The organism is Paraburkholderia nodosa DSM 21604 (genome assembly GCF_000519185.1).
Lineage (GTDB): Bacteria > Pseudomonadota > Gammaproteobacteria > Burkholderiales > Burkholderiaceae > Paraburkholderia > Paraburkholderia nodosa.
Genome location: NZ_JAFA01000010.1, coordinates 200,367 through 215,242 on the forward strand (window position 1 = coordinate 200,367; position 14,876 = coordinate 215,242).

The 14,876-nt window shown below is 63.5% G+C and carries 14 protein-coding genes; 1 reads left to right on the top strand and 13 read right to left on the bottom strand.

Features of this window, described 5'->3' with window-relative positions:
* Positions 1-36: 36 nt before the first annotated feature.
* The 8 genes from A3CW_RS0117260 to A3CW_RS0117295 all read right to left on the bottom strand — a co-directional run bounded on the left by A3CW_RS0117260 (position 37) and on the right by A3CW_RS0117295 (position 9,341).
* Positions 37-663 carry a hypothetical protein gene (locus tag A3CW_RS0117260; protein ID WP_028204684.1) on the bottom strand — a complete coding sequence of 209 codons (627 nt, stop codon included), beginning with the start codon at positions 661-663 and terminating at the stop codon, positions 37-39.
* Between the two features lie 141 nt (positions 664-804).
* A complete protein-coding gene (locus A3CW_RS0117265; RefSeq protein ID WP_028204685.1) occupies positions 805-1,689 on the bottom strand; it encodes an SMP-30/gluconolactonase/LRE family protein in 885 nt (294 codons plus the stop codon).
* The gene (locus A3CW_RS0117270) at positions 1,686-2,453 is read right to left on the bottom strand and encodes an SDR family NAD(P)-dependent oxidoreductase (RefSeq protein ID WP_028204686.1); all 768 of its coding nucleotides are present in this window, start codon (positions 2,451-2,453) and stop codon (positions 1,686-1,688) included. The genes A3CW_RS0117265 and A3CW_RS0117270 overlap by 4 nt, the downstream gene beginning before the upstream one ends.
* 88 nt (positions 2,454-2,541) lie before the next feature.
* Positions 2,542-4,950 carry a glycoside hydrolase family 3 N-terminal domain-containing protein gene (locus A3CW_RS0117275; protein WP_028204687.1) on the bottom strand — a complete coding sequence of 803 codons (2,409 nt, stop codon included), beginning with the start codon at positions 4,948-4,950 and terminating at the stop codon, positions 2,542-2,544.
* 107 nt (positions 4,951-5,057) lie between these two features.
* Entirely contained in the window at positions 5,058-6,188 is a 1,131-nt protein-coding gene (locus tag A3CW_RS0117280) for an ABC transporter ATP-binding protein (protein WP_028204688.1), read from the bottom strand.
* A 45-nt stretch (positions 6,189-6,233) separates the two neighbouring features.
* Complete coding sequence (locus A3CW_RS0117285) at positions 6,234-7,064, bottom strand: carbohydrate ABC transporter permease (protein ID WP_028204689.1); 831 nt, start codon at positions 7,062-7,064, stop codon at positions 6,234-6,236.
* Positions 7,065-7,067: 3 nt separating this feature from the next.
* Complete coding sequence (locus tag A3CW_RS0117290) at positions 7,068-7,985, bottom strand: carbohydrate ABC transporter permease (RefSeq protein ID WP_028204690.1); 918 nt, start codon at positions 7,983-7,985, stop codon at positions 7,068-7,070.
* A 60-nt stretch (positions 7,986-8,045) separates the two neighbouring features.
* Positions 8,046-9,341, bottom strand: a complete 1,296-nt coding sequence (locus A3CW_RS0117295) for an extracellular solute-binding protein (RefSeq protein WP_028204691.1) — start codon at positions 9,339-9,341, stop codon at positions 8,046-8,048.
* Between the two features lie 313 nt (positions 9,342-9,654).
* On the opposite strand from A3CW_RS0117295, the gene A3CW_RS0117300 reads away from it, so the two are divergent.
* On the top strand, positions 9,655-10,704 hold the full coding sequence (locus A3CW_RS0117300) for a LacI family DNA-binding transcriptional regulator (RefSeq protein ID WP_028204692.1): 1,050 nt from the start codon (positions 9,655-9,657) through the stop codon (positions 10,702-10,704).
* Here the strand turns inward: A3CW_RS0117300 and A3CW_RS0117305 are convergent.
* From A3CW_RS0117305 to A3CW_RS0117325, 5 genes are all read right to left on the bottom strand, one after another.
* Entirely contained in the window at positions 10,683-11,072 is a 390-nt protein-coding gene (locus A3CW_RS0117305) for a type II toxin-antitoxin system VapC family toxin (protein WP_028204693.1), read from the bottom strand. The genes A3CW_RS0117300 and A3CW_RS0117305 overlap by 22 nt on opposite strands.
* Positions 11,072-11,302, bottom strand: coding sequence for a type II toxin-antitoxin system Phd/YefM family antitoxin (locus A3CW_RS0117310; protein ID WP_028204694.1), 231 nt, complete (start codon positions 11,300-11,302; stop codon positions 11,072-11,074). Before A3CW_RS0117310 ends, A3CW_RS0117305 begins: the two co-directional genes overlap by 1 nt.
* A gap of 700 nt (positions 11,303-12,002) precedes the next feature.
* Positions 12,003-12,221 carry a hypothetical protein gene (locus A3CW_RS0117315; RefSeq protein ID WP_028204695.1) on the bottom strand — a complete coding sequence of 73 codons (219 nt, stop codon included), beginning with the start codon at positions 12,219-12,221 and terminating at the stop codon, positions 12,003-12,005.
* Between the two features lie 29 nt (positions 12,222-12,250).
* On the bottom strand, positions 12,251-13,381 hold the full coding sequence (locus A3CW_RS0117320) for an ABC transporter ATP-binding protein (protein ID WP_028204696.1): 1,131 nt from the start codon (positions 13,379-13,381) through the stop codon (positions 12,251-12,253).
* 96 nt (positions 13,382-13,477) lie between these two features.
* Complete coding sequence (locus A3CW_RS0117325; RefSeq protein ID WP_028204697.1) at positions 13,478-14,815, bottom strand: GH1 family beta-glucosidase; 1,338 nt, start codon at positions 14,813-14,815, stop codon at positions 13,478-13,480.
* Positions 14,816-14,876 lie beyond the last annotated feature (61 nt).

A 14,876-nucleotide genomic window follows, 5' to 3' on the forward strand; every position in this document is an offset into this window, starting at 1 on the left:
AACGCGTGCGAACGCGGGCGTTCCGCGGCGTGGCCGCTAACGGGCGACGATGATCGTCATCTCCGATTCGTACTTGATCCGCACGTGGCTATGGTGCTTGAGGGACTGCATCACTTCGATCAGGTCCGGGCGGCTGACCCGAACGGAGCGGGCCGTGCCGGACTTGTCCACGACGGTCAGGAGGTTGAGCTTGCGGTCGACGCCGGTGACTTGCGCCACGCCGCTGAAGACCCGAAGCACCTGGAAGTTTTCCTGGTCTGCGCCGGAGGAATGCTGGGTCATCGTTGCCGTGTGGGTCAGGCGCGTGACCGCTGCGCCCTCGGCAGGCGTCAATCCGGTGACGTACGGCTCCATGTAGTGGGTCGTCAGCTTGTCGCCGACCCGGATGACCTTGAGCACGTCGAGATGATCTTTCACATTGAAGCTCAGGTCGTCGTGACCCGGCACGGTTACGACGACAAGTGCATTCTTCTGATCGATCAAACTGATGGTGCCGCTTTCCGTGTCGACGGATGCCCCGGCCGGCACGGCCTCCGAGGCGGCGGAGGCGCCCTCGCCAGCAGCGCGGCACAGCGGCGCCGAGGCGGCAAAGAGGCCGCAGACGACGGCGGAGAGCGCCAGGCCGCGTGCGAACGCAATGCGCGTATTCGATCGGTAGAGCATGGTAGTCCCCTTGAAACGATCAGGTGCCACGCTTGCTGCGCCGGTCAGGGACCATGGCGTGTGCTCTCGGAGCCTAACACCGCAGGACGCCCCGGCCATCGGACTTTGGTCCTATAGGGTCAAGTCCGGGGCCGAGGCTGATCAACGCGCGAAGGCCACCGCACAGTTGGCCGGCGCCTGCCCCGGCACCGGCGAGCGGAACGTGAACAAGCCGCCCGCCAGCGGCTGCTTCTCGCGCTCGGCTGCCGTGAGCCCCTTCCACGCGGTGGAAACGTACACGGTCTTCAGATCGTCCCCGCCGAACGCGAGCTTCGTGATGTTCGCGCAGGGAAACACGATCTGACCGGCCAGTTCGCCCTCGGGAGAATAGCGGTCGATGCGCCAGCCGCCGAATAGCGCGACCCACACGTAACCCTCGGCGTCCACCGCCATACCGTCCGGGTGCCCGTCACCGGCAATTGCGGTGAAGAGGCGCTTGCCCGAGAGCGTGCCGTCAATCGCGACGTCGAACGCATACACGACGCGACGCATCGTGTCGTTGTGATAGAGCGTGCGGCCGTCCGGACTCATGGCCGGGCCGTTGGTGATCACGTAGCCGCTGTCCTGTGCGCTCAACACCGCACCTGCGTCCACGCGATACAGCGTGCCGCTCGGCGCTTCCTCGCCATCGTCCATCGAGCCGAACCACAGGCGGCCGCGCGCATCGGCGAAACCGTCGTTGAGGCGATTGCCCGGCAAATGCGGCTCGACATCCATCAGCTTGTCGAATTCGCCGCTCACGGCGTCGAAACGATACAGGCCGTCAGGCAGGCCGCACACGAATACCCGGTCCCCTAGCGGCGCGATGAAGCCGACCTGGTCGGGCGCGTACCACGTCGTGCGCTCCCCGGTCGTGACCACGAAGCGATGAATCCGGCGGCCCTTGATATCGACGAAATAGACTGCGTTTTCCGCGGCCTGCCAGAGCGGCCCTTCGGCCAGCTCCGCGCCGACCGGCCATACGCACACGGGATGCGGCATCGTCATTCTCCGTACCATCCCGCATCGACGAAGTAATCGCGCCCGGAGCAGCGCGAGGCGTCGTCGGATGCGAGGAACAAGGCCATGCGGGCGACGTGCTCGGGCTCGATGCGCAACTGCAGACACTGACCCGCGACGACCTTCGCCTCGCTCTCCTGCGTTTGCCACAGGTTCATCTGCCGCGGCGTTTTCACGGCGCCCGGGATGATGCAATTCACCCGAATGCCCGCGCCGCCCAGATCGCGCGCGAGGCCACGCGTCAGACCTTCAATGCCGGCCTTCGCGGTCAGGTAGATCGGCAGGTTCGGCAAGGCGACGTGCCACGACACCGAACCGAAGTTCAGGATCACGCCGCGTCCCGCCTGGCGCATGCCTCGCGCGGCGGCCTGCGCGCAGAAGAACTGGTGGCGCAGGTTGACGGCGATACGCTGGTCCCAGTAGCTCGCGGTCAGCTCGCCGATATCATGCCGGTCGTCGTTGCCCGCGTTGTTCACGAGCACGTCGATCGGGCCCGCGGTATCGACGATCGACGCGAACACGCTTTCGATCTCGTCCACGCTGCACAGGTCGCAGCGCTTGAACAGCGGCGGATGCTTCGCATGACGAATCTTTTCTTGAAGAGCGAGCGAATCGTGTTCGGCCACGTCGAGGAAGAATACGCGCGCGCCCTGCTGTGCGAATGCCTCCACGACCGCAGCGCCAATCCCGCTGCCGCCGCCGGTGATTACGACGGTTTTGTCCGCCAGGCTCGGATAGATTGCGTACGACATCAGATATTCCAGTGTTGACTTGTCAGAACCCAACCAGGGCGGCGAGCCGCAGATGGCTCGCCGCCCTGACCTGCCGCTTTGCTTCCCGTTACGAGACGACCTCGACCGCGCTCAGCATGCGCCAGTTGCGCGGGAGCGTTCGCGTGGCATTGCCTGCAACCGTGACCGCGCCGCTCAGATGGATGTCGCGGCTCGAACTGCCCACCATCAGATCGAACTTGCCCGGCTCGACGATGCGCTCGCCGCGTGCGTCGGTGAAATTGAACATATCGACGGGCAGCTTCACATTCACGCGAGTCCGCGCGCCCGCCGCGAGTGGCACGCGTGCAAACGCCTTGAGTTCGCGTACCGGCCGCGCAGTCGACGCGTGCTGATCGCGCACGTAAATCTGCACGACCTCCGTGCCGTCGCGCGAGCCGATGTTCTCAACCGTGAAGCTCAGTTCGACCGTGCCGTCTTCGAGCGGCACTTCGCGTTGCGCCACCGCGAGATCGCCGTAACGGAACTGCGTGTAGCCGAGGCCGAAACCAAACGGATAACGGCTTCCGAAGTGGTAGGCGATCGGCGTGCCCGCGCTCTTGAGGCGATGGTTGTACACATACGGCACGGCCCCTGCGCTCTTCGGCACGGAGAGCGGCAGACGGCCGCTGAAACCGGCGCGGCCCACCAGCAGATCGGCAAGCGCCTCGGCGCCGCGCTCGCCCGGCGCAAACGCCATGATCTGCGCGGCAATACGATCTTCGAGGCCGCCCAGGTTGTAAGGGCGGCCGCCCGTCATCACGACGACCGTAGGCGTGCCGCTCTCGACCACGGCCGTGAGCATTTGCAGTTGCACGCCCGGGAGTTCCAGGCTGTCCGTATCGGAGCCTTCGCCCACCGTGCCGGACTGGAACAGACCCGCCAGATCGCCTACGAACACGACGGCCACGTCCGCCTTGCGCGCGGCTTCGACCGCGGCGGGAATCGCTTCGGTATCCTTGCTGATCAACTCGTCGCGGTTGGCGTTGCCGCTCAGGTCGAGCGACACGTCGCCCGGGAAAACCGGCGCGCCCGCACGGCGGGACTTGATGATGTCGCAACCCTTGGCATGCAGCACGCGCGCCTCGCCCAGCAGCGCACGCAGTGCGCCCAGCGGCGTGGCGATCGAAGCGACCGACTGCTCGCCCGAGTTGATGAGGTGCACGGGGAAGCTGTAGCCCGCGAGCAGCGCGAGCGGATCGTCGGCGGTCGGGCCGATCACCGCGATTTTCTCCGCGCCATTGGCGTTCAACGGCAGCACGCCGCCTTCGTTGCGCAGCAACACCGCCGATTCGAGCGCGACCTGATACGCCGTATCGGCCGCCGCCGTGCCCTTCACATCCACGCGCTCGGGATCCACATACGGATTCTCGAACAGGCCAAGGCGGAACTTCGTGCTCAACACACGAGACACCGCGGTGTCGATCGTCGCTTCGGTAATTTCGCCGCGATCGAGCGCTTCTTTCAGATGGACCGCGCACTCGTGACCCGGCAACTCCACGTCGAGTCCCGAATTGAACGCGAGCGCCGCCGCCGACGCGCTGTCGTGCGCCACCGCATGATGGCTGTAGAGCAGGTCGACGGCAGCATAGTCCGCAACGACGAGCCCCTCGAAACCCCACTTCTCGCGCAGCGTATCGTGCAGCAGCGTGCGGTCCGCATGGCAGGGCACGCCGTCGATATCGTGGTACGCCGGCATGATCGAGCCCGCGTGCGCGAGCTTGACCGCCATTTCGAACGGCAGCAGAAACACGTCGTTCAACTCGCGCGGCCCGACATGCACGGGCGCATGATTGCGGGCGCCTTCGCTCGCCGAGTGGCCGACGAAGTGCTTGAGCGTGGCGAGCACGTCGCGCCGCTCGCCTTGCAGACCGTTCACGTAGTGGCACGCGAGCACGCCCACCAGATACGGATCTTCGCCGAGCGTTTCCTCGGTGCGGCCCCAGCGCGGATCGCGCGACACATCGAGCACGGGAGCGAGGCCCTGGTGGCAGCCGATCGAGCGCGCCTGCTCGCCGATGATGCGCCCCACTTCGCCCACGAGATTCGGGTTCCACGTCGCCGCGTAGTTCAGCGGCGAGGGAAACAGCGTGGCGTCCTTGATCATCAGGCCCACGAGGCATTCCTCGTGCGACATCACGGGAATGCCCAGGCGCGTGTCTTCGACCATCTTGCGCTGCAGCTCGTTGAGCGCGCGCACGCCCTCTTTGGGATCGACCGTGTGGGTGCCGAGCGGACGCGTGATCTGTCCAAGACCGTGCTCGAGAATCTGGTCCACCGTGAGGCTGTTGGCGCTTTGCGCGAAATCGATACTGCGCGCCTTGTGATCGCCGTCGGCCGAGAGCTTGAGCCACGCGGCGTGAAGCTGGGCAATCTTTTCATCGAGCGTCATGCGCGCGAGCAGGTCGGCCACGCGCTGCGCCGTCGGTGCGTCGGAGCGGCGATAAAGCGGAACCTCGGTGGTGTGTTCAAGCGACATTGCTTCACTCCCTGGTATTGCAAGAGACGGCATTTTTTCTTTCCGTCTGCTTAGTTGTGCTTTTGAAAATGGCGTTGCGCGGGCGCGCGGCGAAAGCCGCGCTCCGCTTAGATGAGACGACGCAGCGCCATATCGTGATCGTCGAACACGTGGCATGCCTCGGCTGGCAGCGCAAGCTTGACCACTTCATCGTGCGTCAACGCGCTGTCGCCGGGCACCTTTGCGATCAATGTCGCCGCGCCCGCGCCCGTCTGCGTCGCATGGATATAGCTGTGCTCGCCCATGTGCTCGACGAGCTTCACGCGGCACGCCAGCGTCTGTTCGTTGCGCGCATCGCCGGCCACACGCAGATGCTCCGGACGCACACCGAGCGTCACCTTCATGCCGGCGCGCGCACGCGAGCCGTCCACGCGCGCACGCACGCGCTCGCCGCTTTGCAGGTCGATGTCCACGCCGCCATCGTCGCCGCCCACCACCGTGCCCGCGAAGAAGTTCATTTTCGGCGAGCCGATGAAGCCCGCGACAAAGCGGCTCTTCGGATGGTGATACAGATCGAGCGGCGCCCCCACCTGCGCGACGCTGCCGTGTCGCTCCATGTGATCGCCCGCCTGCAGGAGCACGATGCGATCGGCCAGCGCCATGGCTTCGACCTGATCGTGCGTCACATACACGGCGCTCGCCTCGCTGAACTCGCGATGCAAACGCGCGATTTCGGTGCGCGTCTGCACGCGCAGCGCCGCGTCGAGATTCGACAGCGGCTCGTCGAACAGGAACACGCCCGGCTCGCGCACGATCGCGCGACCGATCGCCACGCGCTGGCGCTGGCCGCCGGAAAGCGCTGCGGGGCGGCGTTCGAGATAGGTATCGAGTTGCAGTGCGGCAGCCGCGCTGCGCACCTTCTTGTCGATGACGGACTTGTCGATTTTCGCCTGACGCAGACCGAATGCCATGTTCTCGTACACGCTCATATGCGGATAGAGCGCGTAGTTCTGGAACACCATCGCGACCTTGCGCTTCGCGGGTTCGACCTCGTTCATCCGTTCACCGTCGATGCGCAGTTCGCCGTCGGTGATCGATTCGAGTCCGGCGATCATGCGCAGCAGCGTGGACTTGCCGCAGCCCGACGGGCCGAGGAACACGCAGAATTCGTTCTTGCCGACTTCGAGGTTGGCGTCGCGGATCACCGCGTTGCCGCTCGCGTAGGCCTTCTGTACGTTATTGAGGGAAATGCTTGCCATATCGTTTTATGCGAAGTTCGGTTAGCGGTGCGGATCGCCCCTGAATCAGCCCTTGAGCGAGCCGGCCATCATCCCCTTGATCACGCGCTCCTGACCGAACGCGTAGGCAACGATCAACGGCAGCGACGTGAGCACGAGAACAGACAGCATCGAGGGTATGTTCGACGCGTATTGCCCCATGAAGTCCCAGATTGCGAGCGGCAGCGTACGGTGCTCGGACGTCGACGTGAGCATGTACGCGAAGATGAACTCGTTCCAGAGACCAATGCCGTTGAAGATCGCCACCGTGGCGAGCCCCGGTCCCGAAAGCGGGAAGAAAATACGCCAGAAAATGCGGAACGGACTGCAGCCGTCGAGCTGCGCGGCTTCTTCGAGCTCGCGCGGGATCTGGCGCATGAACTCGGTCAGGATGAAGATCGACACCGGCAGGCTGAGTGCCACGTACGGGCCGAGCAGCGCGAACTGCGTATCGTAAAGACCGAGGTTGCGCGTGAGCAAGTAGATCGGCACCAGCGTGGCATGCAGCGGCACGATCATGCCCGCGACCACGAGACCGAAGAGCAGCTTGTTCAGCCTGAAGCGCATGCGCGCAAACACATAGGCCGCCATCGCGCTGATGACGACGATCAGCGCGACCGACACGCCCACCGTGAACAGGCTGTTACGGAAATACGTGAAGAACGGCCCCTTCAGCACGGCCGCGTAATTGCCCCAGAACAGATGGCTCGGCGGCGCCCACACGGAAGTCGTGAAGGTCTCCTCCTGGCTCTTGAAGCTCGACACCACCATGAAGATGAACGGGACCGTCGTGACAGCCAGCCAGATCAGCGCGAGGATTGGAATCGTCACGCGGGGGAAACGGAATTTCTTGCTCATGGATCAGACCTCGGTTGCAAAGCGGCGCGTGAAGTACATCGACACCGCCGCCACTGCGATAACGATCAGGAACATCGCCGAGCCGATGGTGCTGCCGTAGCCGAGCTGGAACGAACTGAACACCGTGCGATACATGTAGGTGGCCATCACCTCGGACGAGCCCTCGGGGCCGCCGCCGGTCATGACGAAGACGAGATCGAAGTAACGCAGCGAGCCGAGCACGGAAAGGATTACGGCCGTGCGCACCGTGCCTTGCAGGTGCGGCAGCTTGATGCGCCAGAAGATGGTCCACTCGGAAGCGCCGTCGAGCAGCGCCGCCTCGTTCACTTCAGCCGGCATCGACGAGAGGCCGGCGAGGAACAGAATCATGTAGAAAGGCGCGTTCTGCCAGATGATCACGGCGATGGTCGCGCCCAGCGAGAAATGCGGGTCGCCCAGCCAGTCCTTCGCGAGACCATCGAGCCCGAATGCCTGCAGCGCCACGTTCAGGGGTCCGAAATTCGGATCGTAGATCTGCTTGAACAGCACGCCGATCGCCACACTCGACATGAGCAGCGGCAGAAAATAGAGCACCTTCAGTACGCGCGAGCCGCGGCCGGCCTTTTCCAGCAGCACGGCGAGCGCGAGCGCGACAGGAAGCTGAATGACGATCGAGGCGAGCGCGAGAATCACGTTGTTCTTGAGCGATTGCCAGAACACCGTGTCATGGGCGAGCCGCGCCCAGTTCGCGAGCCCCGTATAGCGGCCCGTATTGCCGAGGCCATTCCAGTCGAGCAGCGACAGCCGCAAGCTGGAAACGAGCGGATAAAGCAGGAACACGGCCAGCAGCAGCAGCGCCGGCGCAAGAAACACGACCGTGACGAGCGTTTGCGAGGAAAGCTTCAGCCGGCGTTCGGGTGTAGCGGAAAGTGCAATATTCACGAGCTTGTCTGCCGGCCGGCGCCTTGCGGCGCCAGCCGGACTTTTCCTGAGTGCTGGAGATCAACCGCCCTTCTTCGAAGCGGCTTCCATTTGCTGCGCGGCCGCCTCAGGCGTCACCGACAGACCGAACAGCGCCTGCGTCGTGTCCTTGTGCAGTTCGCCCAAGGCCGGCGGCAGGGCCTGGTCGTACCAGAGCTGCACGCTCGGCGCCGCGGCAAGCAACTGCTGCAGACGCTGCGTGAACGGATCGTCGATCTTGACGTTGTTGACCGGCGGGAGCTTGTGGTCATCCGACGCGCGTGCCTGCATCGCCTGGTCGTCGGTCAGCGCCTGGATCAGCTTGAATGCGGCGTCGGGCGTCTTGCACTCGGTCGAGATGCTCAGGAAGCCATCGCCCACCGTGCCGATCAGGTCGCGCGGGTCGCCCTTGCCGCCCGGCACGCTCGGGAACGGGAAGAAGTCGAGATCCTTCGAGAACGCCGGATCTTCGTTCGCGATCGTCGAAGCTTCCCAGGCGCCCATCAGTTCCATTGCGGCCTTGCCCGAGTACAGCAGACGGCGCGACGCGCCCGAGTCGTAATCGAGACCGTTGATGCCCGGCGCGAACGCGCCAGCCTTCACGAGCTCCTGAATGCGCTTGCCGGCTTCGACGAACGCCGGATCTTCGAAGCCCTTGCCCTTGCCTGCGATCGCGTCGCTCACGACCTGCGGACCACCGATACGGTCGACGAGGTACATGTAGTACATCGACCCCGTCCACTTGTTCTTGTTCGCGAGCGAGAACGCTGCCACGCCGTGCGACTTCAGCACGTCCACGACGTGCATCAGTTCATCCCACGTCTTGGGCGGCGTGATGCCGTACTTCTTGAACAATTCCTTGTTGTAGAAGATCACCGCGGCCGCAGCGTTTTCGGCCGCCACACCGTAGGTCTTGCCGCCGTACGTCGTGACGCTCCACGACGACTGCATGAAGCGGTTGCGATACGCCGGGTCCTTGTTCAGGTACGGCGTGAGGTCGACGATCTGACCGGATTTCACATACTCCTGCAGGCCGCCGCCGCCCCAGTTCTCGAACACGCACGGCGGCTGGTTCGCACCGAACGCCACCTTCAGCTTCGTCTTGTAGGCCTCGTTCAGGACGTGCGAATTCTCGACCTTGTAGCCCGGGTCCGCCTTCTCGAAGCGGTCCGAGGCGTCGCGGATGATCTTGCTCGACGACGCATTGGTCTGCTGATCCCATTCCGTGATCGTTTTCGATTCCGCCGCAACGGCGTTCGATACGACTGCAGACAGTGAAAACAGCAGTGCCGTGGCGCCGACAATCGCCCGCGCCTTGGAGAAACCTGGGTACGCCATGTTTGTGTCCCCTCTTATGGAATTTTGAGAGCTACCTGAGTTATCTGCGGGTTTAACGTTAGCCTTAACGTTAATGGATGTTAAGCCGAGACCTGAACTACGGCTATGCGGGATTTTCCTGGTGAGCCCCCCGCCGGAGCTTGCGCCCTGCGCAAGGTTGGTGCGCGCGGGAACGGTTGAACAGCGACGCATCTGCTAGAATAGCCAGCACATAAACGGTATCGCTAACGTGACGAGCGACCCATCCGCGGAGTAACCAGCGAGTCACGAGCGAGTCTTCGCAGACATGACCTCTCGTAAGCCCACACCACGCATGGCAAAGCAAACTCCCACGCTTGAACACGTCGCCAAGCTTGCCGGGGTGTCGCAGATGACCGCCTCGCGCGCGCTCAACGGACGCCCGGGCGTGTCGCGCGAAACGCGCGACGAAGTGCTGAGAATCGCTTCGGACATCGGCTATGTCGTGAACCGCACCGCCCAGAAACTCTCGGGCGGCCGCAACGGCATCATCGGCATCATCACGCCCACGCTCGACACGCAGTTCTCGAGCGAACTGGTGCTCGGCGCGGGCCGCGCGGCACGCGGCGCGGGCATGGAAATGCTCGTGTACACCGTGTTCGACGAAGACCGCCATACGCATCACGACCTGCTCGGGTTGATCCAGCAATTTTCCGACGGCATTCTCGCCATCCTGCCGCGCGAATCGCTCTGCCTCGAAGCACTCGCCACGGCCAAAGTGCCGGTGGTGGTGGTCGATCAGCGCGGCACCCTCACGGGCTTTCCTTCGGTATCGGTCGACAATTACGGCGGCGCCTGTCTCGCGGTCGAGCATCTCGCGGAACTCGGCCACAAGCGCATTGCGTTTCTTGCCGGCGACGAAACCATCGAAGGCGTGCGCGACCGCCAGCGCGGCTATCGCGACACGCTCGCCAAACTCGGCCTGCCGCGCGAAGACGCGCTGATCGCCGCCGGCGATCTCTCGCAAATGATGGCGTTCGACGTCACGTTCGACCTGCTCAATCTCTCCGATCCGCCCACCGCGATTTTCACGGCCAACGACCAGAGCGCGTTTGGCGTGATCGCCGCGGTCAGGGAAGCGGGCCTGCGCGTGCCCGACGACATTTCCGTGATCGGCTTCGACGACATTCCCATGTCCGAGCAGTTTCATCCTGCCCTCACTACGATTCGCCAGCCGTTCCAGCAAATGGCGCGTTCGGCCGTCAATACACTGCTCGCGCAGATCGCCGGCATCGACGCCGCTTCGCAGCGCATCACGCTGCCCGCCGAGCTGGTGGTGCGCGACTCGACCGGACCGATGCGAGCGCGGCACCGCCGCTCGCGTCACCAGATCGTTTCGACGTAAGTCGAGGCGCGCACCTTCGCATCGGAGGTCACGAGCGCGCCGCCGTGCGTGCGCGCGGTCGCGACGATCAGCCTCTGATGCGAAGTGAGCGCGGGCGGCAGCGTCGCCGCCCGGAACGCAATTTCGGAATCGACCGGAATCAGGCGCACGCCATCCAGCTTCAGAAACGTCGAGAGCCAGCTACGGGCGTCCATGGTGAGCCCGAGGCTGCCGGCCTTCACGAACTCCGCGATTTCGAGCGCGCTGATGGCCGAAATGAGGATCTCGCCGCCGTCGAGTTCACGGTCGATCGCATCGTGCGCGGCCTGACTCAGCGCTTTCTGCCTGCCGAGCCAGCACACGAGCGCAAGCGTGTCGAGCGTGATCATTACTCTTCCTGCTCGGCGGGAAGCGGTGCAAGCGCGTGCTTGAGGTTGAAATGCGTGATCGACGCGCGCAGCAGCTCGAGCGGATTCTCCGTCTTGCTGCGATACGGCCGGATTTCAATGGTGGGTTGTCCCCGGTCCGTCACGACGACGGTTTCGCCCAGCGTTTCGACCTGGCGGAACAGCTCGCAGGCGCGGGACTTGAAAATGGCTTTGGATACTCGCTTTTCCATGACGCTCTCCACCCATCAAAATTCTATCGGATTTTTATTGCATCGGGTCGTTGCGCATGCAACGAAATTCCTGCGCTTCGCGCCCCAATGACTCTTTATCGGCGTTGCCCAACGGTTTGCTACCTGAACTACGCTCCTGCAGCGGGGTATCCGGCACTCCCGCACGAACGGACTGCGGGTTTTTACCGGTAACATGTTTCGCCCGAATCCGCCCCGCGGCCCTTGCGCTTTCATATAATCGATCTGTCTGGTGAATACCCGTCAAGCAGCCCGAGTTGCGATCGAGCGACCCGCGTGGCACGACAACAGGGTGTGTTGCTTGCCGGCGGATATGCGCGAGTAGCGGTGTACGCTTCGCTTGCCGATACGGACGCTGCCGCAGGAAAGCGGAGCGTTGGGGGAGATGATTGCCCTTGCTGCAGACCGTCGATTAAGCAGAAACATAATAACGTTACCCTTAACGTTAATTCATGTTAAATGCCCCGTTCTGGCGCCGCCATGCGGGGTTTACCTGGGCTTGGCGATTTGACGCAGAGTCCGCGTAAACTCTGCCGGAACCCGGTCCAGCAAGGAAAGAGCGCCTGGCAGGCTGGCAACAGGGTACTGCAAAAAAGTACCGTTCCGGCTAACGTTAAATGTGCGGTAAGAAAAGTCGTAACGCCCATTCGCGACACTCGTAATCATCCCTGCCCCCATATCGTCACATTCGCTGGTCCGGACAATCCGGCGACTTCGACGAAGGCTCCGCATCGAAATGGACGATGAACGCATGCAGCGGCTCGCGCCGTTTCTCCTGGCGGTTGCGTTGCGGCTCGTGTTTCCTGTCCATCACGTCGCGCGTTTCAGGGGGCATCGCGGCCTGCCCGGACGGCGCATTTGCAGCGGACGCGAATTCGCCCTTCGACCCTTTGTTCGCCATGGCACTCTTCCCCTACGCAAACCGGCACGTCAAACGACGGCTCGAGCGTTTTCGCCCACTTCGGGGCGCTCGAACGCCACCGCCGCACCCTTCGCATCGAACAGCGTGACCGCGGACGAGGCCACCGTGATGCCCACGCGCGCGCCCGGCTCGTATTGCGCGTCCTTCTTGTCGAGCTTGAGCGCAATAGCGTGCGCCATACCGTCGAGGCGTGCGTGCAGGATCGACACGTCGCCCAGGTGCTCGACCAGTTCGACGCGAGCGGCAATGCCTTCGTCCGCGAGGCCAATGCTCAGGTGCTCGGCGCGCACGCCCAGGGTCAATTCGCCGTTCAGTGCGCGATCCGGACGGCCCGACAACGCGATACGGTGGCTCGCACCCGCAAGCGCGAGAACGGTTTGCACGCCGTTTTGCGACACGACCGTGGCACTGAGCATGTTCATTTGCGGCGAGCCGATAAATCCGCCGACAAAGCGGTTCGTGGGCCGGTCGTACAGATCGAGCGGCGCGCCCGTCTGCTCGATGTTCCCCTTGTTGAACACCACGATCTGCTCGCCGAGCGTCATCGCCTCGACCTGATCGTGCGTGACGTAAATCATCGTCGTGCCCAGTTCGCGGTGCAGCTTCGCGAGTTCGATACGCATCTGCACGCGCAGCGCCGCATCGAGATTCGACAGCGGCTCGTCGAACAGAAACACGCGCGGCTTGCGAACGATCGCGCGGCCAATCGCAACGCGCTGCCGCTGGCCGCCCGAGAGCGCCTTGGGCTTGCGCTCGAGCAGGTGCGTGATCTGCAGGATTTCGGCAGTGCGGCCCACGACCTCGCGCACTTCGCGCTTCGATTTGCCCGAGAGCTTCAGCGAAAAGCCCATGTTCTCCGCAACCGTCATATGCGGGTAGAGCGCGTAGCTCTGGAACACCATCGACACGCCGCGATCCACCGGCTGCAGATCGTTGACGCGTATGCCGTCGATCAGAATGTCGCCGCCGCTCACTTCCTCGAGCCCGGCGATCATGCGCAGCATGGTCGACTTGCCGCAACCCGACGGCCCGACGAATACCGTGAACTGTCCGTCGGGAATATGAAGATCGATGCCCTGAATGATCTGCGGACCTTCGCCATACGTCTTCACGACGTTGCGCAATACGAGTTCGCCCATTGTTACGTCCTCCTTGGTGCTCTTGCTTGTCGTCCCGCGCGAGGTTGGCGTGTCTGCCCTCTTCGCGCGGGTTACGGTGCTGTCTGTGTGCCCGCGTTAGCGCGCGGCCTCGGCGGCGGCATGCTCCGCGATGACCTCGCTATACCAGTGCGCGCTGTCCTTCAGCGTGCGCTTCTGGGTCTCGTAGTCGACGTACACCATGCCGAAGCGCTTGTCGTAACCGCACGCCCATTCGAAATTGTCCAGCATGCTCCATGCGAAATAGCCGGCCACGTCCACACCCTGTCGCGCGGCCTCGGACAGCGCGGCCAGGTGCAGATCGAGGAAGTGAATGCGGTCGGTGTCCTGCACGCGGCCGTTTTCGAGCACGTCTTTCGAGGCGCAGCCGTTCTCGGTGATGAAAATCGGCGGCAGCTTGTACTCGGCATTGAGCTTCGTGAGCAGCTCGGTCAGACCTTCCGGATAGACTTCCCAGTCCATGTCCGTAAAGCCGTGCACGCCCGGCGGACGCTTGTTGCCCGAAGCGCTCGCGAAAATTCGCGTGTAGTAGTTGATGCCGAGGAAGTCGAGCGGCGTGCCGATGATGCCGAAGTCGCCCTCGCGAATCACCTCTTGCGGGCCGTTCGCGCCGTACCATTGCAGCGCTTCGGCCGGATATTCGCCCTTGAAGATCGGGTCCATGTACCAGCGCACGAACTTCGCGTATTCGAGCGATGCGGCAGCGAGATCCTCGGGCGCGTCGGTCGCGCCGTGTGCCGGCGACTGGTTGAGCACGATGCCGAGCGGCGCCTTCACGCCATCGGCGCGCATGGCCTGAACGGCAAGGCCGTGCGAAAGCAGCAGATGATGCGCCACGTGTGCCGCCTTCTTCAGGTCGGCGTTGCCCGGTGCGAAGTAGCCCGTTGCGTTACCGAGCCATGCGGTACACCAGGGCTCGTTGTGCGTCGCGATCGAAGCCACGCGGTCGCCCAGCACGCTGCCGATCTTGCGGGCGTAGTCGGCGAAACGATAAGCCGTATCGCGGCTTTCCCAGCCGTTCTGCTCCGTTTGCAACGCTTGCGGCAAGTCCCAGTGATACAGCGTCGCGAACGGCTGGATGCCGCGCTCGAGCAAGCCGTCGACCAGACGCTCGTAGAACGCGAGGCCCTTTTCGTTGTACGCGCCGCGACCATCCGGCTGCACGCGCGGCCACGCAATCGAAAAGCGATAGGCATTGACGCCCATTTGCGCCATCAGATCGAGATCTTCTTCCAAACGATGGTAATGATCGCAGGCCACGTCGCCGCTCTCGCCTTTCACGACCTTGCCGGGCACGCGGCAGAACGTGTCCCAGATCGACTCGCCACGACCGTCTTCACGGGCTGCGCCTTCGATCTGATACGAACTGGTGGCCACGCCCCAGACGAAGTCTTCCTTGAATCGAAACGTCGACATAACGATAGGTATCCTGATTAGTCGTGTCCGTTTTTGCGTGAAGGGACACGAATTGAATGTA

Bases quoted from the DNA above. Each gene is read 5' to 3' on its own strand.
- A3CW_RS0117270 (WP_028204686.1), bottom strand. From the start codon at position 2,453: ATGTCGTACGCAATCTATCCGAGCCTGGCGGACAAAACCGTCGTAATC.
- A3CW_RS0117265 (WP_028204685.1), bottom strand. From the start codon at position 1,689: ATGACGATGCCGCATCCCGTGTGCGTATGGCCGGTCGGCGCGGAGCTG.
- A3CW_RS0117325 (WP_028204697.1), bottom strand. From the start codon at position 14,815: ATGTCGACGTTTCGATTCAAGGAAGACTTCGTCTGGGGCGTGGCCACC.
- A3CW_RS0117295 (WP_028204691.1), bottom strand. From the start codon at position 9,341: ATGGCGTACCCAGGTTTCTCCAAGGCGCGGGCGATTGTCGGCGCCACG.
- A3CW_RS0117315 (WP_028204695.1), bottom strand. From the start codon at position 12,221: ATGGCGAACAAAGGGTCGAAGGGCGAATTCGCGTCCGCTGCAAATGCG.
- A3CW_RS0117280 (WP_028204688.1), bottom strand. From the start codon at position 6,188: ATGGCAAGCATTTCCCTCAATAACGTACAGAAGGCCTACGCGAGCGGC.
- A3CW_RS0117260 (WP_028204684.1), bottom strand. From the start codon at position 663: ATGCTCTACCGATCGAATACGCGCATTGCGTTCGCACGCGGCCTGGCG.
- A3CW_RS0117300 (WP_028204692.1), top strand. From the start codon at position 9,655: ATGGCAAAGCAAACTCCCACGCTTGAACACGTCGCCAAGCTTGCCGGG.
- A3CW_RS0117305 (WP_028204693.1), bottom strand. From the start codon at position 11,072: ATGATCACGCTCGACACGCTTGCGCTCGTGTGCTGGCTCGGCAGGCAG.
- A3CW_RS0117275 (WP_028204687.1), bottom strand. From the start codon at position 4,950: ATGTCGCTTGAACACACCACCGAGGTTCCGCTTTATCGCCGCTCCGAC.
- A3CW_RS0117310 (WP_028204694.1), bottom strand. From the start codon at position 11,302: ATGGAAAAGCGAGTATCCAAAGCCATTTTCAAGTCCCGCGCCTGCGAG.
- A3CW_RS0117285 (WP_028204689.1), bottom strand. From the start codon at position 7,064: ATGAGCAAGAAATTCCGTTTCCCCCGCGTGACGATTCCAATCCTCGCG.
- A3CW_RS0117320 (WP_028204696.1), bottom strand. From the start codon at position 13,381: ATGGGCGAACTCGTATTGCGCAACGTCGTGAAGACGTATGGCGAAGGT.